The organism is Vibrio sp. ES.051 (assembly GCF_002563795.1).
GTDB lineage: Bacteria > Pseudomonadota > Gammaproteobacteria > Enterobacterales > Vibrionaceae > Vibrio.
In genome coordinates this window covers 754,065-777,181 of record NZ_PDJL01000004.1, presented here as the reverse complement: position 1 = coordinate 777,181, position 23,117 = coordinate 754,065, and the positions used below count along the sequence as shown (strand labels likewise).

Genomic DNA, 23,117 nt, shown 5'->3' with positions numbered 1-23,117 from the left:
TCGATGTTAAATTGCATCCAGAACTGATCCACTTCACCCCCTGATTTGCACCGAAAACTGATCCACATCATCTAACCTAAATCCTGCTGAGTCTTAGCAGGAGAATATGGAGTGATTGACGTGTCATTATTAAGTGTTATTCGTCGTTGGCATTTCCGCGAAGGAATGTCGCAAAGAGAAATAGCCAGACGTACTGGACTATCCCGAAATACCGTTAAACGTTATTTGAAAGATCAAACTATCGAACCTGTTTATCCAAAGCGGCATTCATTGAGTAAACTAGACGAGTTTAAAGAATTACTGACTTCTTGGCTAAAACGAGAAATGAAGCGACCGAGAAAGCAGCGCAAAACGGTCAAAAACCTTTTTCAAGACCTCGTTCCGCTAGGCTATAGCGGCTCGTATGACAGAGTCGCTTCATTTGCACGTAAATGGCGCGAAGAACAAAAACTCGATGCGTCTAAACGAACGTATATGCCGCTAGAGTTTGCCCCTGGTGAAGCCTTTCAGTTTGATTGGGGCGAAAATTGGGCCTATATCAATGGCCATAAAACCAAGCTACAGGTCGCTCACTTCAAACTCAGTCATAGCCGCGCATTCCTCCTTCGAGCCTATTATTCTCAAAGTCATGAAATGTTATTTGATGCCCATAACCATGCCTTTCGCGTGTTCCAAGGCGTTCCAGAACGGGGGATCTACGATAATATGAAAACTGCGGTTGATGCGGTCAAAAATGGCAAAGATCGAGTAGTGAATCGTCGCTTTTTAACAATGGTTAGTCACTACTTGTTTGAAGCCGACTTCTGCAACCCAGCCGCAGGTTGGGAAAAGGGGCAGATCGAGAAGAACGTGCGGGATGTGCGTTCTATCATCTGGCAGCGCGCTCCTAAGGTGAAAACCTTAGAAGAGCTTAATCAATGGCTTGAAGCCCAATGTTTACGGGACTGGCAGTCACGTAGACACCCTCAATATCGTGATATGACCATAGAGCAAACGTGGCTAAGTGAGCGCTCCCAATTAATGAAAGTCACAGCGCCGTTTGATGGTTTTATCGAGCAAAGCAAGCGAGTCTCCTCTACCTGTTTGGTGAACTTCGACAGAAATAAATACTCCGTGCCTGCAAGTTACGCAAACCGACGAGTGAGTCTGCACGCCTACCCCGATAGTATTGTTTTGGTGGCAGAAGGTCAGCCCATAGCAGAGCACCAAAGAGTCTTTAATCCTAAACATGAGCCGCCACACATTGTTTATAACTGGCGACATTACCTGTTGGTTGCGCAACGTAAACCAGGCTCTCTGCGTAATGGCGCACCGTTTCACTTGCTCCCTGAGAGCTTTAAGCACCTGCAATCAATATTATTACAGCGTCTTGGCGGCGATAAGGAAATGGTCGAAATCTTGTCATTGGTTATTCATCACGATGAAAAGCTGGTAGAGCAAGCCATTAATATGGCACTGGAAGCAGGCACACCATCAAAACAACACGTCATAAACTGTTTAAGCCGCTTACTCAATCCTTCTCCAGTTGTACCCGTCCCCGTCTCTCAAGGGTTGCGACTGGTTACCGAGCCAACCAGTGATACGTCGCGATATGACGAATTAAGAGGAAAACGTCATGCACAATGAAGCGTTATTAAGCACATTAAAGGCACTCAAGCTTCACGGCATGGTTAGCAGTATTGTTGAACTTGCCTCTCAAAACTCTCCTGCTTATCAACAAGCTCAACCCATCCTTGAAACCTTGTTAAAAGCAGAGATAGCAGACCGTGAAGTGCGCAGTATCGCTTACCAAATGAAAGCGGCAAAGTTCCCAGTCTATCGAGACCTATACGGTTTTGACTTTAGCGAGAGTACAGTCGATGAGTATCTAATACGAGGTCTGCATCGCTGTGAGTTTATCAAAGACAGCCAAAACATCGTGCTTGTTGGTGGTCCAGGCACAGGGAAAACGCACTTAGCGACGGCGTTGGGCGTACAAGCCATACAACACCATCAAATGCGGGTCAGGTTCCTATCGACCATAGAACTCGTCAATACGCTAGAGCAGGAGAAGCAAGCGGGTCATGTGGGCCGCCTCGCTAATCGATTAGTGAGCTGCGACTTAGTCATACTAGATGAACTTGGGTATGTCCCTTTTAGCCAAGCGGGTGGGACATTGCTGTTCCATTTACTCAGTAAACTCTACGAGCGTACGAGTATCGTCATTACCACCAATCTCAACTTCACGGAATGGTCGAAAGTGTTTGGTGATGCAAAGATGACAACGGCATTGCTGGATAGGCTGACTCATCATTGTCACATCATTGAAACGGGTAACGACAGCTATCGTTTTAAGGAATCAAAAAAGAAGTCGAAGGAGAAAACCAAATAGAAACTAACGTAAAAATGTAGTCTAGAATAGACTTACTTAGGTGGATCACTTTTCAGTGCAAATGGTGGATCAGATTTAAGTGCAAATTAACAGATAAGGAAAAAATTGAAAGCCTGTTCCGTGCGTACGAGCAGTTCATTCTTTTTGGCGACAAAACTGTATCGATAAAAACTCTCAAAGAAAAAATTATCAATAAAATCGAAGCTAGAGCAAAAGACATATTGGTGGATTTGCCTTTCACCGAGATCAATTACCCTTTTGTTGATGATAATTCTGACGATAGGTTAGAACACACCCCAAAACTGATAAAAACTGATTTAGTCAGCGATGGCCTCTTACTGACCTATGCGTCTATCAAAGTTCTAGAAGAAACTATTGAACTAGACGAGACATACTTTCAGCAACTGAATGCAGGGTTTACTCTTCCAGATGAGCTTTATGACATCAAAGCAAAACGCCATATCAAAAGACGTTATTATGATTCGGTGTACATTAGTTTTTCAGATCAAACAATTGAGTTCCGCTTGGACACTGCCTCTTTGTCATCGAAACAAGCTATTGAAGAGTCCTTTGCCTATCTAGAGAAATCTTTCCGCGATACAATTGAAAAAGTAATTCCTTCTGAAAACCTTGAGTTTGAAAACGAAAATTTGTTTTTAGCAGTACCTGGGGGATATGAAAACTCAAAGCTAAGAGTATGCGAACTTGGTTTTATCGTTGGTTCCGTTATCCATCATGAAAAAATGCGGACAGGAACAAAAGATCTGAGAAATGAGCTGTTCCATAAAGGTGGGAAAAGTAGTTTAGCTCAGTCTCAAACAGCGTTACAACCATTCCGAATTGCACTCCGAAAGAGAAGAACTTTGACAACAGTAGAGGGCAGCTATGAGACTGAAGCATATCTACCTGGTACAGCAAAACTGATACAGACTGGTGGAATGCCAGTTTTAGATTACGTGATTTTATCAAACTGCAAAACAGAGATGGATTATACTGATCATATAATTAGCATTAAGAACGACATCTCTACATATCGTACAAGGCTTTTAGCAGCATGAATCTAAATGATCTAATTATACGCATTCACAATGATTGGGAGGACACTGATGTGCTCCCAGTCATAGAGCGTGTATTGAGATCTCTCAGCATTCAAAAGGAGTATCTTCAAGATACTCCTATCAACTTGCGCGAATTATGTGAATATAGTGGGTTGAGTAACACTGAAAACGAACTTGTCTATAAAGCTACAAACTACTTGGTACATCCCTCTATACACGTACTTAATCTCAGGTATGAGTTATATGATAATGGCTTGTTCGAGATTACAGCAGATGAGATATATGAAGCCCAGAAAGACGGCGCTTTGTATCATCCAGTCACAGGTAGGGAAATCCCTAACTTTGAAAATGAAGTAACACTTTCTTTCGTTCTTTCTCATGAATTTATCAATGCAGAGGGAGCGATTAGTTGAACAATCAAGCTTCTTCATTACCTTATGGGTCTTTAACTCTAGCTCAAGTTGAAAGTGGCTTTTTTAAAGATACTCTTCCTAATTGTACGGCTGGATTACACTCAGATCTTGCAAGGCAAGACTATAACCAAAATTTAGTAAGAGTTTACAATGGCTTAGAGAAAACAATCCAACGACTAGAGATGCACCCTATCCATAGAGAGCATGATACTGAGGACAGAATCACCATTGAATTAGTTAATCTTTTACATTTCTTGAATCACGCAGCGACTCATGACACGTCTTTTTCAGGGAACTGTGATATATGCATTGAAGAATCTCAGCAAAACTTCCGTTTTTTGGCTGAAGCCAAGATCGACTATAGTACAACGCACATTATGGAAGGGTTTCGACAGTTATCAGATCGGTATGGGACACGTGCGTTCAAAGATGGCGCACTACTGATTTACTGTAAAGAAAATAACAGTAGTGAGATGCTTAGTAAATGGAAGCAATACTTGTCGCGTAAAGAAAATAAAAGCCCAGAGTTTAGCGTCAACTTTACTACTAATGTAGGCGATAATTACTTTGAAACGACCCATAATAGTAAAGCCACTGGGCAAATATTCACAGTAAGACACATTGCCATAGCGCTTAAAGATGTTGCTTCAGATAAGAGCGCACGTCGAAAGAAAAAATGCAATCATACATGCGTAAATTGCTGCTCATCACACCACCCAGATCCAGATAGTTTACTGGATTACCACATATAATATCTTCTTATTGAGTAAAGATTAATCTTTGTAAGGTTAAGACTCAACTTAGTTTCAAGACGATTTACCAATCGTCAGGATCAAACTTGCCTGGGTCTCTGCCTACGACCTTCTCTTCAATATGTAGCTCAAGGTTAAGAGAAGACAGTAGGCGCATTAAACTCTCGATGCTTGACGAAGCTGGATCTCGTTCCAGTTTTGACACCGTGGTTTGTTTCAAACCCACAATGTCACCAACTAAAGTTTGATTGCGTTTTTGAGTTCGACGCACATCTCTTAGGTATATTCCCAACTGCCTGGGACTTGTAATCAACATCATATTCTCCAAAACATTTTTAACCCCTCAGGGGGATAATACCATATTTATCCCTCCAAGGGGTTAAGTTTATTGATTTATACAATGTCTGAAATCACAACCATCGTCCTTTAGTTATCTTTGTCTACAAAATTTTATCGCGTTATCTGCTTGATTCACTTGCTAAGTTAAGCTGTTTTTGTATACTAAATGTGATTCACAACTGTCAACCTGACATTTGATTGATAATCGAAGAAAGCTAATAAACTCAAGAGCTTGATAAATATAGGTTTTCAAAGAGATAGGGTTCAAATCCCTATCTCTCCGCCATTATTTAAAAAGCCTGCATTTTTGCAGGCCTTTGTCGTTTTAGGATATCTACCCAGTCGAGGGGAATTTTCCCCTCTGATGCATTTAGCTAATTGATAAACACTTCGCTAGCAGCATTAATTAACTGTAAGTGAATTGGTACCAAATCTGCGTGATTCGTTCGGTATCCTCCCCCAACCACTGCCGCAACGGGAATGCTTCTCTCTTTCATCGTTTGCATTAAAAATTGGTCGCGCTCTGCAATGCCTTGCGTAGATACATTAAAATAACCTAGTTCATCATCTTGATGGATATCCACACCAGCATCATAGATCACCAGATCTGGACGATGGAGGTTAAGGGCCATTTCAACGACTTCTTTGAATGTCATTAGAAATGTTTCATCCTCTGTCCCGCGAACGAGAGGAACATCCAGATCTGATTGAGGCTTTCTCGCAGGGAAGTTTTTATCGCAGTGAAATGATAACGTAATAATGTCTGGCTCTGCTTGGCAAAGCGTTGCCGTTCCGTCACCATGATGCACATCACTATCGATAATCAAGACCTTGTCCACATATTCGATATCTAACATCTGCTTTGCGGCGATGACCAGATCATTAAATAAACAGAACCCACTGCCAAAATCTTTGTGTGCATGATGGTACCCACCACTCAAATGAATCGCGACACCATACTCAAGTGCCTTTTCCGCCGTTAAGACCGTCCCTGCCGCAGAGGTTAATGTTCTTGTGATCAGGAGCTCACTCCAAGGAAAACCGATACGGCGCATTTTCGCGGTAGGCATATTACCTTTAATAAGTAAGTCGACATACTCTTCATCATGAACTTGCTTTATCTCATCGACAGTTAATGCCTCCGGCTGGAAAAACTGCACCTGCTTTCCCCACCCCTCCTTTTCGATTTGTGCCATAACCGATTGGTAAAGGTACTTGTATTTCATAATTGGATAGCGATGACCTTTAGGTAATTGAAGTTGCGAATAGATTGGGTGGTAGATCAGTGGCAGCATGAGATTTTCTTATTAACAATCGTTGTGAAATAATATCAACTCCAAGTTAATAAAAACAATTCTAATTGATAATGATTTTCAGCACTGACAAAAACAAGTTAAATAGAAACACATTGCCTTTGCCATACTAGATACAATCGTTGGTTTTTATGCGCTGCTTTTTTAACGATCACATTGAGTGCCTAATGGTTAGTTGATTTTATTATTCTCCGCTAACACAATGGCCTCTGTTTAGATCAACAAGGTAGGTGTTTTTATGAGTCAAACGGTCTTTATTACTGGTGCAAACCGAGGCATCGGCTTAAGTTTAACCGAGCTGTACTTGCAACAAGGCAGCCAAGTACACGCCACTAGCCGCTCTCTTGAAAGCTGTTCAGAACTACGAGCATTAGCATCACGCTACGACTCATTGTCTTTACACGAACTGGATGTGACTAACTATGACCAAGTGGCTAAGCTTACTGGCGAACTTCCAGCTATCGACTTGCTAATAAACAACGCAGGCTATTACGGGCCTAAGGGTTATGGCTTCGGCAATACCGATGTTGAAGAATGGCGCAAAGTATTTGAAATTAACACCATTGCTCCATTAAAGCTGATTGAGAGCTTTTACCCACTATTACAGCAAGGCGCTACGAAAAAGATTGCTTGTATTTCATCGAAAGTCGGCAGCATGACCGAGAACACTTCCGGCGGAGGCTATATCTATCGCTCATCGAAAGCGGCACTTAACTCCGTCGTTAAGAGCTTAAGCAACGATTTAACCTCTGAAGGATTTACCGTGTTAGCGCTTCATCCCGGTTGGGTGCGTACCGCGATGGGTGGACCCAATGCTTTGATTGATACACAGACGTCAGCAAAGGGGTTAGCAAACGTGATTACACAGAGCACCCCCCAAAATTCAGGTCAATTTATTAACTATGATGGTACCGAGCTCCCTTGGTGATCAATAAGCCATCAATAGGTGGCCTCTTGACGGTATGATAGACGTGCAACCCAAAGCAACAATGACCTTTTGAGTTGGCGCTTTATGATGTGGATTTACGTTTGGAGGCACCCGATTTAGCAGCGCCTCCTTTCGCATAGCTCCGTTTATTACGTTTGAATGCAGGACGATCTACTTTAGGGAGATGACGTAATGAGTCCGGGATCGGCCCTGATTTAACCTGCCCCATCAAACCACTAATTCGTTGCTCTAATGCTTGCATGAAGGGTTGATACGCCTGATTTCTTTCTGACATTCCTTGTAACTGATGTTCCCAATTCGCCGTCATATCAGGATAAGTCGCATCTTGTGGCAGTGCATGAATTAACCCCCGCCCAGCTTGAGAGCTGAGTATCGACTTGCCTTGACGTGTCAACAGTTGGCGTTTGAATAACGTATCTAAAATACCGGCTCGCGTTGCCTCCGTGCCCAAGCCGTCGGTATCGCGCAATATTTTCTTTAACTCTTTATCCGCAACATATCGAGCAATGCCCGTCATCGCTTGTAGAAGCGTCGCTTCCGTAAAATGCTTCGGGGGTTCGGTTTTACGATCTTTAATTTCACCCTCTCGACAAGTCAATACTGTCCCCTCCGATAATGGTGGTACAGCATCAATCCCTTCATCATCTTTGTCCGTTTTTCCCATTAACACTTTCCAGCCAGATGATAACAATTGACGTCCTTTAGCGATGAATGTGCCACCAGCGATGTCAAACACGAGTTTTGCTTCTGCGTATACCGCTGTAGGGTAAAACTGCATAAGATATTGACGAGCGATCAACTGATATATTTTCATTTCATTAGCAGAAAGAGCGTTTACATTCGCTTGCTTTGGTGTGGGAATAATCGCATGGTGTGCATCGACCTTTTTATCGTTCCATGCTTTTGATTTCAGAGTTAAATCGGCTCCCTGAACCGCACTTTGTAGCTCTTTGGTATTGTTCGCGATGGCTGAGGTTACCGTCCTTGCTTGCGCATAATGCTCCATCGGTAAGTAGCGACAATCTGAGCGTGGATAAGTGATCAACTTATGCTTTTCATACAAAGCCTGACAAGTGTCTAAAGCCTGTTGAGCACTCAGCCCATAACGCTTTGCAGCGTCAATCTGTAGTGCCGACAACGAATACGGAAGCGGCGCCGATTGCTTGGTCTGCTTTTGCTCGGACTCGGTGACTTTAGCTGGCTGATTTTTAATCCGACTTGCTACGTTTTCCACTAGCTTTCGGCTCAGCACTCGCCCTTCTTCATCTTGCCAAGGCTGACAGGCTTCACTCGGCTTCCAGCGTGCGCGAATATCGAATGTGCCATTGTTATCTTGATACGGAATCAATGCATGCAGTGTAAAAAAGTCTTTCGCCACAAAATTTTCTATTTCTTCATCACGGCGAACCACCAAACCTAACACCGGCGTTTGAACCCGCCCCACAGATAATACACCTTGATAACCTGCTTTTTGACCAAGCAGTGTGTAAGCACGAGACATGTTCATTCCGTACAGCCAATCGGCCCTAGAACGAGCGAGTGCCGATACAGAAAGCGGGATAAACTCACGATTACTGCGCATTGAACTCAATGCTCGCTTGACCGCTGGCAAGTTCAAGTCTGAGATAAGCAAACGTTGAGTCGCTGCTTTTTTGGTTTTGGAAAGCTTGCAGTGTTCCAATACCTCATCCACCAACAATTGACCTTCGCGGTCTGGGTCTCCGGCGTGAATGACTTCATTCGCTTCCTTGAGTAACTTACGAATCACGGTTAACTGCTTGCTCGCACTTTTTCTCGGTCTCAATTGCCACTGCTGTGGAATAATCGGCAAATCCGTCATACTCCACTTTTTATAACGCTCGTCGTAAGCGTCTGGCTCTACCTGTTCTAATAAATGCCCGATACACCAAGTCACTACATCACCGTTACCACAGCGAATAAAGCCTTGGTCTTTCTTTTGGGGGGTAGGCAATGCGGCCGCTATTGCACGACCTAAACTTGGTTTTTCAGCGATAAACAGACGAGACATAACATTTAGACATCATAATAATAAGGGCTACATTATCGAATCTCACCCTAAAAAATCAAGAAAAACTGTATAGATAAACAGTAATCCGTTTTTTTTTAAATATATTTATTGAAACTCAACAAACTTTGACAAGTCACGCTCTGGTACTTTCATTGGTGTGCAACCCGGTGTGCCTAGGTATAAAAATCCTACGATTTTATCTTCACCCTTTAAGCCAAACGCTTGATGAACTTCTGGATGAAACATCCATTTACTCGATCGCCAAAAACCTTGGAAGCCTTGTGCTACCGCTGTCATCTGCATCGCTTGTGCTGCACAACCGGCAGAGAGATACTGTTCTAATACAGGCACTTTCTCATGTTCGGTTACTTTAGCAATCACGGTAATTACCATAGGTGCGCGAAATGGCGCATTTTTTATCTTTTCCACAACAGTTTCATCACTGTTTTCCGCCATTGCCGCTTTGACCAAAATGTCTGACAGTCTCTTTAGTCCATCTCCCTGAGCAATCACAAAGCGCCAAGGCGTTAAACCTGCGTGATCAGGGGCACGAAGCCCAGCACGAATGATGTTCTCCAATGCTTTGCCTTCTGGCGCAGGTGCAGATAATTTCGCAATAGATCGGCGATTGAGCAAAAGTTCGAGCGCTTCCATGAGAGAGTCCTTATTGAATATCACTGTTATTTTCTTTGTTACTCACTTTAGCATAATCCTTTCATCCAAATAACAACCTGTTTTCTGAGGATTTAATAACTTGCTTCACTTAACACTCATCAAGGTTTACTGTAAATTTATTCGTAAAATGAATAGGTTGAATATAGGCAGGTAGATGGACAAAGATAAACAAAACAGCATTTACGAAAAAATCATCAATGACGAAGATGCCCGCGCCTGCAAAGCGATTCCTGAATCCGCTTGTCATCAAGTTCCTGGTAACTTCCTTAAAATCATTTATGCTCAATTTCTAACAAAATTGGGGGATGCGTTGATCAATCCCAAAGTGACTTTGCCATGGATATTACAAAGCCTTGGCGCGCCCGTTTACTTAGTTGGTTGGCTAGTGCCCATTCGCGAATCTGGTTCACTCATTCCGCAGTTAAGTATTGCGTATTACATTCGCCTGCTCCCGGTAAGAAAGTGGGTTTGGGTGCTTGGTTGTGTATTACAAGCGCTTTCGATATTCGCCTTAGCCTTAGTCACCCTCACTATGACGGGCGTTGCTGCTGGTTACGCTGTCATCGTATGCCTCGTCGTTTTCAGTTTTTCGCGTGGTCTTAACTCCGTGGCTTCCAAAGATGTATTAGGAAAAACGATTCCTAAAAACCAACGTGGCCAAGTCAATGGCTGGTCTTCAAGTGCTGCGGGGCTCGTCACTCTTGTATTCGCTAGCCTTCTTGCAGTGACTTGGCTTTGGGGAGTGGAACCGACCGTACGCTTTTACAGCATCAGTTTAGCGTTGGCCGGCATCATATGGTTAGTTGCAGCTTGGGTCTACGCTCGTATTAATGAGTATGCTGGCGAAGTAGACGGTGGTAAAAACGGGGGGTTAGAAGCCTTTAAGCAGTTGGTTCTGTTAAAAACTGACGTGACTTTTCGGCGCTTTGTTATTACCCGTACGCTATTTTTATGCTCCGCATTGAGCGCGCCGTATTACATCGTATTGGCGCAACAATCTCTCGGCGGTCAGTTGTGGGTGTTGGCGCTCTTTATGTTTTCAAGCGGGTTAGCCTCGTTTGTCTCTGGTCCTTTCTGGGGACGCATGTCTGATTACTCGAGCCGAAGTGTCATGGTGATTGGCGCAACAATCAGCGCGCTACTTGGCATCGCGTTGTTTGTTTATGACACTTGGATAACCTCTTCTCCCGCCTTTTTATTTGTCATTCCGCTGCTCTACTTTTGTGTTTGTATTGCTCATGATGGCATACGTGTAGGCCGAAAAACCTATCTGATTGATATTGCCGAAGGTGACAAACGCACAAGCTATGTGGCCGTAAGTAACACGGTCGTGGGCGTAATGCTTTTATTGATGAGTTCACTTGGTGCAATGGCAAACGTTCTTAGTCTCTCGTCGATCGTCTTAGTGTTCTCTTTTATTACATTAATAGGCGTATTGCTGGCGAAACAACTGCCAGATATTAACGATTAACTTTTATGCTTATCTCAATGAAAGAAAACTGCGCATGAGTCGCAGCTTTCTTTTTCAGGATAATTTGAGGCTATTTATAGCTTCACGTTATAACTTCACGGCTAACTTTACCCCTTGGCGAATCGCACGAACGGCATCGAGTTCGCCCGCATGGTCAGCTCCACCAATGATGTGGATTTTTTCACCGAGCTCAGACCATTTCTCTTCAAATGGACGTACCGACTCCTGCCCAGCGCAAATCACTATTTTATCCGTTTTAAGCAATTGCGATTTTCCATCCACATGAATATGCAAACCATCATTATCGATTTTGTCGTAAGACACCCCACCCACTAAATGTACGCCGCGCTTTTCTAGGGTTCGTTTGTGGATCCAGCCTGTCGTCTTGCCAGGGCCTTTACCGACACGACCTTTACGACGCTGAAGCACCCACACCTCTTTGTCACTCACCGAGTCAGGATATGGGTACAAGCCACCTGGTTGAGACATTTCTTTATCAATGCCCCAATCATGAAGCCAGTCATCCAATGTTTGTCCAACGGGTTCGGTGAGCATCGTCGCAACGTCGATACCAATACCACCCGCACCTACGATCGCAACTTTCTCTCCTACTGGCGTTTTATCTCTAATGAGCGTTTGGTAGTCCACGACTTTTTCAAGGTTTTCAATACCGTCGATTTTCACTTTACGCGGCTCAACGCCGGATGCCATTACGATTTCATCGTACTCGGTGAGCAAATCGTAATTCGCTTCAGTAGAAAGGTGTAAGTTGACCCCTGTCTCATCAATACGGTTAGCAAAATAACGTATTGTTTCACGGAACTCTTCTTTGCCAGGGATCTGCATGGCAAGACGGAACTGACCACCGATTCGATCATTCTTTTCAAACAAATCGACTTTATGCCCGCGTTCAGCCAAGGTTGTTGCGCAGGCTAAACCTGCAGGACCCGCCCCAACCACAGCAATATTTTTCTTGTTAAAAGCAGGTTCAACCACGATCTCGGTTTCATAACAAGCCAGTGGGTTAACCAAACAGCTGGCGCGTTTACCTTTAAACACGTTATCTAAACACGCTTGGTTACAGCCAATACATGTATTGATCAGCTGCGCTTTTTCCTGCTCAGCTTTGGCGACAAAGTATGGATCCGCTAAAAATGGACGCGCCATTGACACCATGTCGGCATGCCCGGCAGAAAGAATACGCTCTGCATCATCCGGCGTATTAATCCGGTTACAGGTGATAATTGGCACTGACACATGGGGCTTTACTTTTTCCGTTACCCAAGTGAATGCACCTCGAGGAACTTGAGTCACAATGGTTGGAATTCGCGCTTCGTGCCAGCCAATTCCGGTATTTATTATGGTTACGCCAGCTTCTTCCAGTGCTTTTGCCAGTTCGATAACATCTTCAAATGTACTGCCTTGCTCAACAAGGTCCAGCATCGAGAGACGAAATACAATGATGAACTTTTCTCCCACTGATTTTCGAACCGCTTTAACAATCTCAACTGGAAAGCGCATACGTTTTTTATAGCTACCCCCCCATTCGTCGTAACGCATGTTAGTACGCTTACAGAGGAACTGGTTAATCAAATAACCTTCAGAGCCCATTAGCTCCACACCATCATAGCCAGCAAGTTGTGCCAGTTCGGCACTGTTAACAAACGCCTCGATAGTACTTTTAATTTGACGCTCACTCATTTCGCTAGGTGCGAACTTGGCAATAGGTGCCTTTATACCAGACGCACTTTGCGCGAATGGATGCATTGCGTAGCGCCCCGCATGAAGAATTTGCAAAGCAATTTTTCCACCGTGCTTATGCACTGCTTCAGTGACCACTTTATGAGCTTTAGCATGCTTGGGCTTACTAAACTCGGCACTCAAAGGGTGTAGACGACCGCGTAAATTGGGAGAAAAGCCTCCGGTCACGATCAGCCCGACACCTCCTTTCGCACGCTCTTCATAAAACGCGGCCAGCTTTTGCAATCCTTCTTTATGCTCTTCTAAGCCCGTGTGCATTGATCCCATCAGAACTCGGTTTCGTAATTGAGTAAAACCAAGGTCCAGTGGCTTTAATAGGTTTGGGTACATGGCAGACATTACTAAACATCCATTGTTATTATCATGGTCTGACCAGATTACGTCTGCGCAAGCCAAAAATCAAACAGGCGTTTACATTTTTGTAACACCGATCAATCTCGCGTGAAAATATGCCAATTGTTGAGTGGTCGTGATAAGCTAAAAAAATGTTATTTTTTGAGATCTTAGAGATAAGAACCCATACTTTGCAAGATTAAGGGAAGACTATCTCGTTATGGAGACAAGATGAAAAAACTCTTCAAATTTATTGGGTTGATATTTAAGGGGATATGGAAAAGCATCACCTTTATCAGACTCGCGCTGGCAAACTTGATCTTTTTGCTGATGATTGCCGTTTTTTACTTTGCTTTTACCTACACCGGAGAGGGGTTACCTGTCGTCGAAAAAGAATCAGCGCTGGTGATGAACCTGTCCGGGCCAATTGTTGAGCAAAGGCGCTATATCAACCCGATGGACTCTTTTGCTGGATCAGTTTTCGGTAATGAATTACCTAAAGAAAATGTCTTGTTCGATGTCGTTGATACCATTCGCCATGCCAAAGACGATCCGAAAGTATCAGGGTTAGTTCTGGCACTTCGCGACATGCCAGAGACAAATCTAACGAAACTTCGTTATATTGCTAAAGCGCTGAATGAATTTAAAACGTCAGGCAAGCCAGTTTACGCCGTCGGCGACTTTTACAATCAAAGCCAATATTACTTGGCAAGTTATGCCGACAAAGTGTACTTAGCGCCAGATGGTGGCGTACTGATTAAGGGTTACAGCTCTTACTCTATGTACTATAAAACGTTGTTAGAAAAACTGGACGTTTCCACCCACGTATTTCGCGTAGGCACCTACAAATCAGCCATTGAGCCATTTATTCGTGACGATATGTCGGATGCGGCAAAAGAATCAGCAACACGTTGGGTTACCCAGCTATGGAGCGCCTTTGTAGATGATGTGACAACCAATCGTAACATCGATGCAAACGTCTTGAACCCTACGATGGACGAGCTACTTACTGAAATGAAATCTGTCGACGGTGATATCGCACAACTGGCGATAAAACTCGGTCTGGTCGATGAACTGGCAACACGTCAAGACATCCGCACCCTGTTTGCGAAACAGTTTGGTAGTGATGGCCAAGACAGTTACAACGCAATAAGTTACTACGATTACCTCGCTACTATTCGTCCAGATTACAACTTGACCAAACACGACATCGCGGTTGTGGTTGCAAGCGGTGCCATTATGGATGGCCAGCAACCTCGTGGCACCATCGGCGGTGACACGGTTGCAAGCTTACTTCGTCAAGCCCGCAATGATGACAAAGTCAAAGCAGTCGTACTGCGTGTCGATAGCCCAGGGGGAAGTGCCTTTGCCTCTGAAGTAATCCGGAACGAAGTTGAAGCACTAAAAGAAGCCGGCAAACCAGTAGTGGTCTCTATGTCGAGCTTGGCCGCATCTGGGGGATATTGGATCTCGATGAGCGCAGATAAGATCGTTGCTCAGCCAACCACCCTGACAGGTTCAATCGGCATCTTTAGTGTGATCACGACATTCGAAAAAGGCTTTAATAAGTTAGGTATCAATACCGATGGGGTTGGTACATCACCCTTCTCGGGGGATGGCATTACGACTGGCCTTTCCGAGGGCGCCTCGCAAGTCTTCCAACTAGGTATTGAACACGGATACAAGCGTTTTATCTCTTTAGTTGGCTCTAACCGCGCTATGTCTTTAGAGGAAGTCGATAAGGTGGCTCAAGGGCGAGTTTGGACGGGACAAGATGCCCTATCCTTTGGTCTTGTCGACCAAATGGGCGACTTTGATGACGCCGTCGAATTGGCAGCAAAACTTGCAAATGTGACCGATTACGGCCTTTACTGGGTTGAAGAACCACTTTCACCAACTGAGCTGTTTTTACAAGAGTTCATGAAGCAAGTCAAAGTGTCTATAGGTATCGATGCAACTAGTTTGTTGCCTAAGAGTATCCAACCTGTTGCTCAACAGTTTGAACAAGATGTGAGCTTACTGCAAAGCTTTAATGACCCGAAAGGTCAGTATGCATTCTGTTTGAACTGCCAAATTCAGTAGACGTTCAATCGCGATAAATCTTTAAATCGTGCATTGAGGCATCTTGTTGTGAGATGCCTCTTTTTATTGCGTTATCGACTCATTCCTCTGCCTCGCATCTCAAGGTTATTTGGGTATATAATCCCGTTCCCTGTTCCCCTACATGAAAGAAAAATTGAACGATGACTAGAAAACACATCTACATTGCTTACACCGGTGGGACCATCGGTATGCAAAAATCGGATCATGGTTATGTGCCTATCGCTGGCTTTATGGAAAAACAATTAGCGAGCATGCCGGAGTTCCACCGCTCAGAGATGCCGAACTATACTATCCATGAATACGAGCCACTGATTGACTCATCAGACATGACACCTGAAGACTGGCTACAGATTGCGAATGATATCCGCGACAACTATGAAAAATACGATGGTTTCGTGATTCTGCACGGCACTGACACTATGGCCTACACTGCGTCAGCACTGTCTTTCATGCTTGAAAACCTTGGCAAACCAGTAATTGTAACTGGCTCACAAATCCCATTGGCAGAATTGCGTTCTGATGGCCAGGCAAACTTATTGAATGCTCTGCATATTGCGGCTAACTACCCGATTAATGAAGTAACATTATTCTTCAACAACCAGTTGATGCGTGGTAACCGCAGTACTAAGTCTCATGCGGACGGCTTCAATGCCTTCACATCACCAAACCTCCCGCCACTCCTAGAAGCCGGTATTAACATTCAAGTAAGCAATACCGTGACCGTCGGCGCACAACCTGAAGGTGAATTCAAAGTACACAAGATTACCCCACAACCAATCGGTGTCATTACGATGTACCCGGGCATCTCGCATGAAGTTATCCGAAACACGCTTCGTCAACCCGTTAATGCGATGATTCTACTGACTTTTGGCGTAGGTAATGCACCACAAAACCCAGAGCTACTTGGTCACCTTAAAGAAGCGTCAGAGCGCGGTGTTATTGTCGTCAACCTGACGCAATGTTTAGCAGGAAAAGTCAACATGGGTGGCTATGCGACTGGTTGTGCTTTGGCTGATTCGGGCGTAATCAGTGGCTTTGACATGACTCCTGAGGCGGCGCTAGCAAAACTGCATTATCTTCTGAGTCAAAACCTCACTTACGAAGAAGTGAAAGAGAAAATGCAACAAGTACAGCGTGGCGAAATGAGCCTATAACAAGGATTCGCATAAAACCTAAAAAGGTCCATCGTTCCTTTCTCGGAAAGCCACGATGGACCTTTTTCTTTAACGGTGACACTTTAACGACAATCAATGTCGCGGATATAACACGTCATCAATCAATATTTGGATTCACACGTACAATATCGTTTGCTTCTGCACTGAACTGCGTTTTAAGCTCTTGTTTAGATTTAAAACTGATTTCACCACCCGCTGCAACGCTCATGTGTTGAGCATCGGTATTATGTTTTGATTGATACAACATCACAGCTTGCATACATGAATCTCGCTGCTCTCTAGAAAGTGTTGTACCCTCAGGCCATCTTCCCGTCTCGACTGCATAGACCAGACGATTATAAACTTCTGGAGTCATCGCTTTTAATAGTTGTTCTGCGTTCATAATGTACCTTCTTATTACATTTTATTCACAGAACATAACGGGTTCACAAACTGAGTCAAGAACACGAAAATCAATTGGTGTAACAGATCACAAGCAAAACCATGAAAACAACATACTGGTTACTTACAGGCCTCGCCAGCCTCACACTAACAGGCTGCCTTGAAGGTAACGTGACAACAGAAGAGTTGTGCAATAAAACACCGCAGCTACGTTGCGAATACCTCAATATGGATGACGGACAGTGTCGAATACCACGAACAGACTTAGTCTGGCATCGGTTTGAACAATTTAAACATCCATCAGAAGCAAACCAAATCACCGAATACGGCTTAGTTGCCGAGTATCGAAAGTGCTTAGAGCTTGCTTCTCAGATTACGCCTATCGATCAAAGCGCCCTAAAAAGACAACGTTTTAATGCTTTAGTGCATAGCATTGACGAGCTGGATCGTATTGTGGATGAACTCCAAGACTCAGATAATCCAGCCACTTTATACTTTCTCTGGTCTCAAACCGGTGATACCCAAGCGCGCCGTGAGTTTTTACAAATGGAAGGTTCACCGAAGCTAGAAACGGCTGAGATGCAGTATGCCTTAGCCACTTTTTATACTAACCGGGACGCCCAAAAAACGCTGACGCTGTTAAACAATGCGCTGTCTTTATCGAATCAAGACAACGTAAACTCTGTCATTCTTAAATCTATGGCGAGTATCTACCAAGGACTTGGAAAGAAAGAGCATGCGTACTTATGGGCAATGGTCGCGAAAAGATTTGATGTGCCACTGGCAGGACAAAAACAGCTGAAGCGAATGTTTAATTTTGAGGATCCCAATCAATATCAACGGTTAGACGATGTAGCGGAATCGATCGCGAAAGCCATTGAAAACGGCAACTATTCTCCCGCAATGATTCCCCAAGAGATGTAAAAAGTTCCCACTGAATGTGGGAATTTTTTTGGCTCAATTTCAGTTCTAAATGTTCTACCTAGCAAGCACTTTGTGAAAGGATAAAACACTCTGATGCTCAATTTGGTCTTTATTACCCAGATTTGTTGAAAATTAACGACACTGAATTAATACAATAACGCTCACCTGTGGATTGTGGTCCATCTTCAAAAACATGCCCTAAATGGCTATCACATGTCGCGCAGCGAATCTCCGTACGGACCATCCCGTGACTGAAATCCTCCAAATAACGCACCGCATTGTCATTGACAGGCGCATCAAAACTCGGCCACCCACATCCAGAGTCATACTTGTTATCAGAGACAAACAGAGGAGTATTACAACAGGTGCAGGCATACACGCCCGTTTCTTTATTATGCAGCAACTTGCCGCTGAACGGCGGCTCTGTACCTTGCTCTCGGCAGACACGAAACTCTTCATCAGATAGTTGCTCACGCCACTGCTCATCGGACTTTGTGACTTTCTTCCCACTTTGTTCCACGACTTTCCGTTCCTTCTTTACTCTTTCTAGCATTGACTTTTTTAGTAAAAAACTTGCTTCTCGTAATAGTTGTAGCACATACTTTCTCACTAGCACACCATGCGTAATTAATTTAATACGAGCACTTCTCTTACAAGTTATACTACGCCAACTGGGCTATAGATAAATCAGTTGAAAGTTTAAAAAACACACATTTGCTAAGAATTGTTAAAAAAAGCGTCGCTTTTTTTTGACTTTAAACAAGTTAAGTCCGATTATCTGTTGCAGATGATTACTGGATTCTGTAATTTTACTACCAGTTATCTTTAATCAGAAATTAAGTTGTGGAGCAACTATAATGACTATCAAAGTAGGTATTAACGGTTTTGGCCGTATTGGTCGTTTCGTATTCCGTGCAGCGCAAGAACGCACTGACATTGAAGTTGTAGGTATTAACGACCTTATCGACGTAGAATACATGGCGTACATGCTTAAGTACGACTCAACTCACGGCCGTTTTAACGGTACTGTTGAAGTTGAAGGTGGTAACCTAATCGTGAACGGCAAAACAGTTCGCGTAACTGCAGAGCGCAACCCTGAAGACCTTAAGTGGGACGCAATCGGCGTTGACGTTGTTGCTGAAGCAACAGGTCTTTTCCTAACAGACGAGACTGCGCGTAAGCACATCACTGCTGGTGCGAAGAAAGTTGTTCTTACCGGCCCTTCTAAAGACGCAACTCCAATGTTCGTTAACGGCGTAAACTTTGACACTTACGCAGGCCAAGACATCGTTTCTAACGCTTCTTGTACTACTAACTGTCTAGCGCCTATCGCTAAAGTTCTTAACGACAAATTCGGTATCGAATCTGGTCTTATGACTACAGTTCACGCGACTACAGCTACTCAAAAAACTGTAGACGGTCCTTCTGCTAAAGACTGGCGTGGTGGTCGTGGTGCTTCTCAAAACATCATCCCTTCTTCAACTGGTGCAGCTAAAGCTGTAGGCGTTGTACTTCCAGAAGTAAACGGCAAGCTAACTGGTATGGCTTTCCGCGTACCTACTGCTAACGTTTCTGTTGTTGACCTTACCGTTAACCTAGTAAACGGTGCTTCTTACGAAGACATCTGTAAAGCGATGAAAGAAGCTTCTGAAGGCGAACTAAAAGGCGTTCTTGGCTACACTGAAGACGCAGTAGTTTCTCAAGATTTCATCGGTGAAGTTTGCACTTCTGTATTCGATGCTAAAGCTGGTATCGCGCTAACTGACAAATTCGTTAAAGTTGTATCTTGGTACGACAACGAAATCGGTTACTCAAACAAAGTTTTAGACCTAATCGCTCACATCTCTAAGTAATTACTTAGCTTTGAAAAAAGCGTTTAGCGAAGCTTGTGTTTGAAGCATAAGATTTGAATAAAAGGCGACCATAGAGTCGCCTTTTTTGTATCTGGAATTTGATGAAAACGTTCGGCTGACTCTCACGACAACCGAGAGATGTGTCGAAATTTCATCTCTACTTGGCCATAGGAAACAGCACATGGATTTAAAAACTCTCCCAGCCCTCACCGTTCTTTCCGATAACGTTACTATTGTAGAAATCAACCAAATAAAAATAGTTCGTGTTATTCACGAGAAAGCAACAGCCGGCATCGCTCTGCATGGCGGTCATGTCGTCTCGTTCTCACCTGAAGGTCAAGAAGATCTAATTTGGATGAGCGAAAAAGCGGTTTTTGATGGTAAAACAGCACTTCGTGGTGGTATCCCCGTTTGTTGGCCTTGGTTTGGCCGTATTGCCGCTCCCGCTCATGGCTTTGCACGCACCTTTGAATGGGAACTGATTGAACATCGGGAAAATGACAATGGTGTGATTGTCGAACTTGCTCTGTTCCCGACGGAAGAAACTCACGCCATCTGGCCTCATATGTTTGATGCTCGCCTTGTAGTAGAAATAAGTGATGAACTAAAAGTCACACTTAAAATCGCGAATATTGATGATGAACCTTGGACCTTCTCTGGCGCGTTACACTCTTATTTAAACGTGGGTGACATTAGGCAAGCCCAAACCACAGGCATGGGCACTGAGCACATCGATAACCTGAAGGCTGGTGAAGTGTGTCAAGGCGGCGATTTACTTCAACTGACTGACACTATCGACCGTGTTTATACCCAACCAGAACCGCAAATCTTGGTGAACGACCCAGTATTACATCGAACCTTGAGTGTAAAAAATTACGGTCATAACTCGGCAGTACTATGGAACCCTTGGGCTGAAGGTGCACAGTCAATGGGTGATATGGCTGATAACGGTTATAAAACGATGCTGTGTGTAGAATCAGCACTGCATGCTCCAACCTTAGAACAAGGTAAAACCCTGCAACCGGGCAAAAGCTACGAACTGGTTACTGTAATTTCGGCACTTTAATCCCCCTAATGAAGAGCCGCAGATATCGGCTCTTTTATTTCACTTAGGGTCACTGTTTTTGATAGAATTTGCCGCCCTACTTTCTGTTCGAGATCACCATGAACTATCAATGTCCTTTATGTCATCAGCCTCTTGCGTTAAAAGAAAAAATGTTCAAGTGTGAAAAAAACCATCAATTCGACCTAGCCAAAGAAGGTTATGTCAATTTGATGCCAGCACACCATAAACGCTCCAAAGATCCAGGTGATAACCAAGACATGATGCAAGCTCGTCGTCGATTTCTTGAGGGCAATTACTACGATCCAATGCGCCAAGAGATTGCGCAGCTGTGTGCCAACTATACACAAGGTACCGCTCATCAAGTATTGGATATTGGTTGTGGTGAGGGCTATTACACAGATCAAATCCAAAAAGTGATGCAGAAGCAATCGGACAATGCGGCAGTATACGGTTTGGATATTTCAAAAGTCGCTATCCGCTATGCAGCAAAACGTTACACGCATTGCCACTTTAGCGTAGCCTCCAGCCACCGGCTTCCTTTCGCCGATGAATCGCTTGATGCCATCGTACGTATTTACGCACCATGTAAAGCAGCAGAGCTACAACGCGTTGTTAGAGAGAACGGTGTGATCCTCACCGTAACGCCCGCGGGTCGCCATTTATATCAACTACGGGAACGCATTTACCAAGACGTTCGACTCCACAGTGAAGAGCCTGAAAGCATTGAAGGCTATAGGTTAGAACACCAGAAAAAGCTTAACTATGTGATGGATTTAAAAGACGGCGCAGCATTCGATTTATTGCAAATGACACCGTTCGCATGGAAAGCAACTGACGAACTTCGTGAAGAACTAAAATCCACTACACTGTTTCAATGTGAGGCAGACTTTATGCTGCATGTTTATCGCAAAAAGTCCCTATAGTAAAAGAATCGAAAAACGTAAACGTAAGTAATCCCACTTACATTGATTCACTGCTTAGCCTCTTTTAATATTACTCGGCATTTTTGGAGGCTTTTCAATGCGCTTTTCTACTTTGAGCTCTCTCTTTGCAAGCTTACTCACTGGTTGTGCTGCTCATATGCCAACCGAGTCTGAGCTGATCCCAACCGATGTCACGAGCTTTTACGACTACCAATTACACTCACCTTCTGGTGAATACCTCGCTATAAACAACTTGCCAATTGAGTTACTGCAAGCCGATGTGATCCTGATTGGCGAATGGCACACTCATGCTGGTATTCATCACTTCCAAACGGATATGCTCAAGCAGCTTTCTTTTGGCAAGCGCTCACTTGCACTGTCGATGGAACAGTTTACTCGCGACAAACAAAACGTTCTCGATTCTTATCTCAAAGGGGAAATTGGTGAGCAACCTTTGATCAAGCAAGCCAATGCTTGGCCAAACTACGAAAGCGATTATCGCCCTTTAATAGAATTTGCCAAGCAAACAAACCTTCCAGTGATAGCAGCGAATGCACCGAGGCATATCGTTCGATGTATTGGTCGTTACGGCATTGATTACACCAACAAGCTAGACCCTGAAGAGCGTACTTTTATCGCAAAAGTAATCAACACAAAGACCAGCCCTTATAAAGAGAAGTTCATGGCATCAATGCATCACGGTAAGCCAGAACAAACCGAGCGACAATACGCCGCTCAAATCACTTGGGATGAGACTATGGCAGAATCTATCGTCAACTACCTCACGACCAACCCTAGAACACAAGTTATGCACGTGGCAGGAAAGTTCCACACAGAAGGTGGTTTAGGTACGGCGGCATCAATCTTAAACCGCAACCCAAGCTTAAAGGTGGTAGTGATCAGCCCAACGGCCAACGTGTTATCAAATAGCTCAGATTATCAGCTAGAGGTCCTGGCTCCACCTGCGCGATACGTGCAAGATGCAAACCGCATGGCAGCGTACGAACACCTCTCGCAACGTAACAGCCGTCTTCAATGCAAATAGCCACATAAGGTTACGTCATCAGAACCGTTTGGCACATTAAACCCCCAACAACCACGGTCTGCTTTTTGCTAGTAGTTATGCCAAATAGATAGGAAGCGGCAAAACCAAGCCTATTTTTTATTCACATAGCTTTAGAAATACTTTTTGCCGCCGATATTAACTTAACGGCTTTTACCCGCACTC

General features: G+C 44.0%; 21 protein-coding genes. 14 read left to right on the top strand and 7 right to left on the bottom strand.

Features of this window, described 5'->3' with window-relative positions; genetic code table 11:
* Positions 1-111 precede the first annotated feature (111 nt).
* From istA to ATG66_RS09985, 5 genes are all read left to right on the top strand, one after another.
* Positions 112-1,626: an IS21 family transposase gene (gene istA / locus ATG66_RS10005; protein ID WP_143699666.1), complete on the top strand. Its 1,515-nt coding sequence runs from the start codon at positions 112-114 to the stop codon at positions 1,624-1,626.
* Positions 1,616-2,371: an IS21-like element helper ATPase IstB gene (istB, locus tag ATG66_RS10000; protein ID WP_098413846.1), complete on the top strand. Its 756-nt coding sequence runs from the start codon at positions 1,616-1,618 to the stop codon at positions 2,369-2,371. Before istA ends, istB begins: the two co-directional genes overlap by 11 nt.
* A gap of 224 nt (positions 2,372-2,595) precedes the next feature.
* Positions 2,596-3,429 (top strand): hypothetical protein, encoded by an 834-nt coding sequence (locus ATG66_RS09995; protein ID WP_098415155.1) that lies wholly within the window; start codon positions 2,596-2,598, stop codon positions 3,427-3,429.
* Positions 3,426-3,842, top strand: a complete 417-nt coding sequence (locus ATG66_RS09990) for a hypothetical protein (RefSeq protein WP_031854777.1) — start codon at positions 3,426-3,428, stop codon at positions 3,840-3,842. The genes ATG66_RS09995 and ATG66_RS09990 overlap by 4 nt, the downstream gene beginning before the upstream one ends.
* Positions 3,839-4,594, top strand: coding sequence for a hypothetical protein (locus ATG66_RS09985; RefSeq protein ID WP_098415154.1), 756 nt, complete (start codon positions 3,839-3,841; stop codon positions 4,592-4,594). Before ATG66_RS09990 ends, ATG66_RS09985 begins: the two co-directional genes overlap by 4 nt.
* A 64-nt stretch (positions 4,595-4,658) precedes the next feature.
* Here ATG66_RS09985 and ATG66_RS09980 read toward each other — a convergent pair whose 3' ends face one another.
* Positions 4,659-4,865 carry a helix-turn-helix domain-containing protein gene (locus ATG66_RS09980; RefSeq protein ID WP_231398565.1) on the bottom strand — a complete coding sequence of 69 codons (207 nt, stop codon included), beginning with the start codon at positions 4,863-4,865 and terminating at the stop codon, positions 4,659-4,661.
* A 442-nt stretch (positions 4,866-5,307) separates the two neighbouring features.
* Positions 5,308-6,228: a histone deacetylase family protein gene (locus tag ATG66_RS09975; RefSeq protein WP_098415153.1), complete on the bottom strand. Its 921-nt coding sequence runs from the start codon at positions 6,226-6,228 to the stop codon at positions 5,308-5,310.
* A 256-nt stretch (positions 6,229-6,484) separates the two neighbouring features.
* On the opposite strand from ATG66_RS09975, the gene ATG66_RS09970 reads away from it, so the two are divergent.
* On the top strand, positions 6,485-7,174 hold the full coding sequence (locus tag ATG66_RS09970; protein ID WP_098415152.1) for an SDR family oxidoreductase: 690 nt from the start codon (positions 6,485-6,487) through the stop codon (positions 7,172-7,174).
* Between the two features lie 82 nt (positions 7,175-7,256).
* Here ATG66_RS09970 and ATG66_RS09965 read toward each other — a convergent pair whose 3' ends face one another.
* The gene (locus tag ATG66_RS09965; RefSeq protein WP_098415151.1) at positions 7,257-9,224 is read right to left on the bottom strand and encodes a DNA topoisomerase III; all 1,968 of its coding nucleotides are present in this window, start codon (positions 9,222-9,224) and stop codon (positions 7,257-7,259) included.
* A gap of 105 nt (positions 9,225-9,329) precedes the next feature.
* Complete coding sequence (locus ATG66_RS09960; RefSeq protein ID WP_098415150.1) at positions 9,330-9,878, bottom strand: NAD(P)H nitroreductase; 549 nt, start codon at positions 9,876-9,878, stop codon at positions 9,330-9,332.
* Positions 9,879-10,053: 175 nt separating this feature from the next.
* Here ATG66_RS09960 and ATG66_RS09955 point away from each other — a divergent pair, with 175 nt between their 5' ends.
* Positions 10,054-11,370 carry an MFS transporter gene (locus ATG66_RS09955; protein WP_098415149.1) on the top strand — a complete coding sequence of 439 codons (1,317 nt, stop codon included), beginning with the start codon at positions 10,054-10,056 and terminating at the stop codon, positions 11,368-11,370.
* An 87-nt stretch (positions 11,371-11,457) separates the two neighbouring features.
* On the opposite strand, the gene ATG66_RS09950 is transcribed toward ATG66_RS09955, so the two are convergent.
* On the bottom strand, positions 11,458-13,470 hold the full coding sequence (locus ATG66_RS09950; RefSeq protein WP_179885632.1) for an NADPH-dependent 2,4-dienoyl-CoA reductase: 2,013 nt from the start codon (positions 13,468-13,470) through the stop codon (positions 11,458-11,460).
* Between the two features lie 225 nt (positions 13,471-13,695).
* On the opposite strand from ATG66_RS09950, the gene sppA reads away from it, so the two are divergent.
* Both sppA and ansA read left to right on the top strand, forming a co-directional pair.
* Positions 13,696-15,546 carry a signal peptide peptidase SppA gene (sppA, locus tag ATG66_RS09945; protein ID WP_098415147.1) on the top strand — a complete coding sequence of 617 codons (1,851 nt, stop codon included), beginning with the start codon at positions 13,696-13,698 and terminating at the stop codon, positions 15,544-15,546.
* A 161-nt stretch (positions 15,547-15,707) separates the two neighbouring features.
* Entirely contained in the window at positions 15,708-16,721 is a 1,014-nt protein-coding gene (ansA, locus tag ATG66_RS09940; RefSeq protein ID WP_098415146.1) for an asparaginase, read from the top strand.
* Positions 16,722-16,839: 118 nt separating this feature from the next.
* Here ansA and ATG66_RS09935 read toward each other — a convergent pair whose 3' ends face one another.
* Positions 16,840-17,124 carry a YeaC family protein gene (locus tag ATG66_RS09935; RefSeq protein WP_098415145.1) on the bottom strand — a complete coding sequence of 95 codons (285 nt, stop codon included), beginning with the start codon at positions 17,122-17,124 and terminating at the stop codon, positions 16,840-16,842.
* A 101-nt stretch (positions 17,125-17,225) separates the two neighbouring features.
* On the opposite strand from ATG66_RS09935, the gene ATG66_RS09930 reads away from it, so the two are divergent.
* Entirely contained in the window at positions 17,226-18,047 is an 822-nt protein-coding gene (locus tag ATG66_RS09930; RefSeq protein ID WP_098415144.1) for a DUF2989 domain-containing protein, read from the top strand.
* Between the two features lie 112 nt (positions 18,048-18,159).
* Here ATG66_RS09930 and msrB read toward each other — a convergent pair whose 3' ends face one another.
* Positions 18,160-18,600, bottom strand: a complete 441-nt coding sequence (gene msrB, locus ATG66_RS09925; protein WP_098415889.1) for a peptide-methionine (R)-S-oxide reductase MsrB — start codon at positions 18,598-18,600, stop codon at positions 18,160-18,162.
* 304 nt (positions 18,601-18,904) lie between these two features.
* On the opposite strand from msrB, the gene gap reads away from it, so the two are divergent.
* From gap to ATG66_RS09905, 4 genes are all read left to right on the top strand, one after another.
* Entirely contained in the window at positions 18,905-19,900 is a 996-nt protein-coding gene (gene gap, locus ATG66_RS09920; protein WP_098415143.1) for a type I glyceraldehyde-3-phosphate dehydrogenase, read from the top strand.
* A 181-nt stretch (positions 19,901-20,081) separates the two neighbouring features.
* Positions 20,082-20,966 (top strand): D-hexose-6-phosphate mutarotase, encoded by an 885-nt coding sequence (locus tag ATG66_RS09915; RefSeq protein WP_098415142.1) that lies wholly within the window; start codon positions 20,082-20,084, stop codon positions 20,964-20,966.
* A gap of 98 nt (positions 20,967-21,064) precedes the next feature.
* On the top strand, positions 21,065-21,889 hold the full coding sequence (gene rlmA, locus ATG66_RS09910) for a 23S rRNA (guanine(745)-N(1))-methyltransferase (RefSeq protein WP_098415141.1): 825 nt from the start codon (positions 21,065-21,067) through the stop codon (positions 21,887-21,889).
* Positions 21,890-21,986: 97 nt separating this feature from the next.
* Positions 21,987-22,934 carry a ChaN family lipoprotein gene (locus ATG66_RS09905; protein WP_098415140.1) on the top strand — a complete coding sequence of 316 codons (948 nt, stop codon included), beginning with the start codon at positions 21,987-21,989 and terminating at the stop codon, positions 22,932-22,934.
* The last annotated feature ends 183 nt before the right edge of the window (positions 22,935-23,117 follow it).

What these genes read in the sequence shown, in the direction of transcription:
- ATG66_RS09990 (WP_031854777.1), top strand. Translation starts at nt 3,426, where the DNA reads ATGAATCTAAATGATCTAATTATACGCATTCACAATGATTGGGAGGAC.
- ansA (WP_098415146.1), top strand. Translation starts at nt 15,708, where the DNA reads ATGACTAGAAAACACATCTACATTGCTTACACCGGTGGGACCATCGGT.
- ATG66_RS09935 (WP_098415145.1), bottom strand. Translation starts at nt 17,124, where the DNA reads ATGAACGCAGAACAACTATTAAAAGCGATGACTCCAGAAGTTTATAAT.
- ATG66_RS09955 (WP_098415149.1), top strand. Translation starts at nt 10,054, where the DNA reads ATGGACAAAGATAAACAAAACAGCATTTACGAAAAAATCATCAATGAC.
- ATG66_RS09950 (WP_179885632.1), bottom strand. Translation starts at nt 13,470, where the DNA reads ATGTCTGCCATGTACCCAAACCTATTAAAGCCACTGGACCTTGGTTTT.
- ATG66_RS09960 (WP_098415150.1), bottom strand. Translation starts at nt 9,878, where the DNA reads ATGGAAGCGCTCGAACTTTTGCTCAATCGCCGATCTATTGCGAAATTA.
- ATG66_RS09975 (WP_098415153.1), bottom strand. Translation starts at nt 6,228, where the DNA reads ATGCTGCCACTGATCTACCACCCAATCTATTCGCAACTTCAATTACCT.
- istB (WP_098413846.1), top strand. Translation starts at nt 1,616, where the DNA reads ATGCACAATGAAGCGTTATTAAGCACATTAAAGGCACTCAAGCTTCAC.
- ATG66_RS09905 (WP_098415140.1), top strand. Translation starts at nt 21,987, where the DNA reads ATGCGCTTTTCTACTTTGAGCTCTCTCTTTGCAAGCTTACTCACTGGT.
- msrB (WP_098415889.1), bottom strand. Translation starts at nt 18,600, where the DNA reads ATGCTAGAAAGAGTAAAGAAGGAACGGAAAGTCGTGGAACAAAGTGGG.
- sppA (WP_098415147.1), top strand. Translation starts at nt 13,696, where the DNA reads ATGAAAAAACTCTTCAAATTTATTGGGTTGATATTTAAGGGGATATGG.
- ATG66_RS09915 (WP_098415142.1), top strand. Translation starts at nt 20,082, where the DNA reads ATGGATTTAAAAACTCTCCCAGCCCTCACCGTTCTTTCCGATAACGTT.
- rlmA (WP_098415141.1), top strand. Translation starts at nt 21,065, where the DNA reads ATGAACTATCAATGTCCTTTATGTCATCAGCCTCTTGCGTTAAAAGAA.
- ATG66_RS09965 (WP_098415151.1), bottom strand. Translation starts at nt 9,224, where the DNA reads ATGTCTCGTCTGTTTATCGCTGAAAAACCAAGTTTAGGTCGTGCAATA.
- gap (WP_098415143.1), top strand. Translation starts at nt 18,905, where the DNA reads ATGACTATCAAAGTAGGTATTAACGGTTTTGGCCGTATTGGTCGTTTC.
- ATG66_RS09970 (WP_098415152.1), top strand. Translation starts at nt 6,485, where the DNA reads ATGAGTCAAACGGTCTTTATTACTGGTGCAAACCGAGGCATCGGCTTA.
- ATG66_RS09930 (WP_098415144.1), top strand. Translation starts at nt 17,226, where the DNA reads ATGAAAACAACATACTGGTTACTTACAGGCCTCGCCAGCCTCACACTA.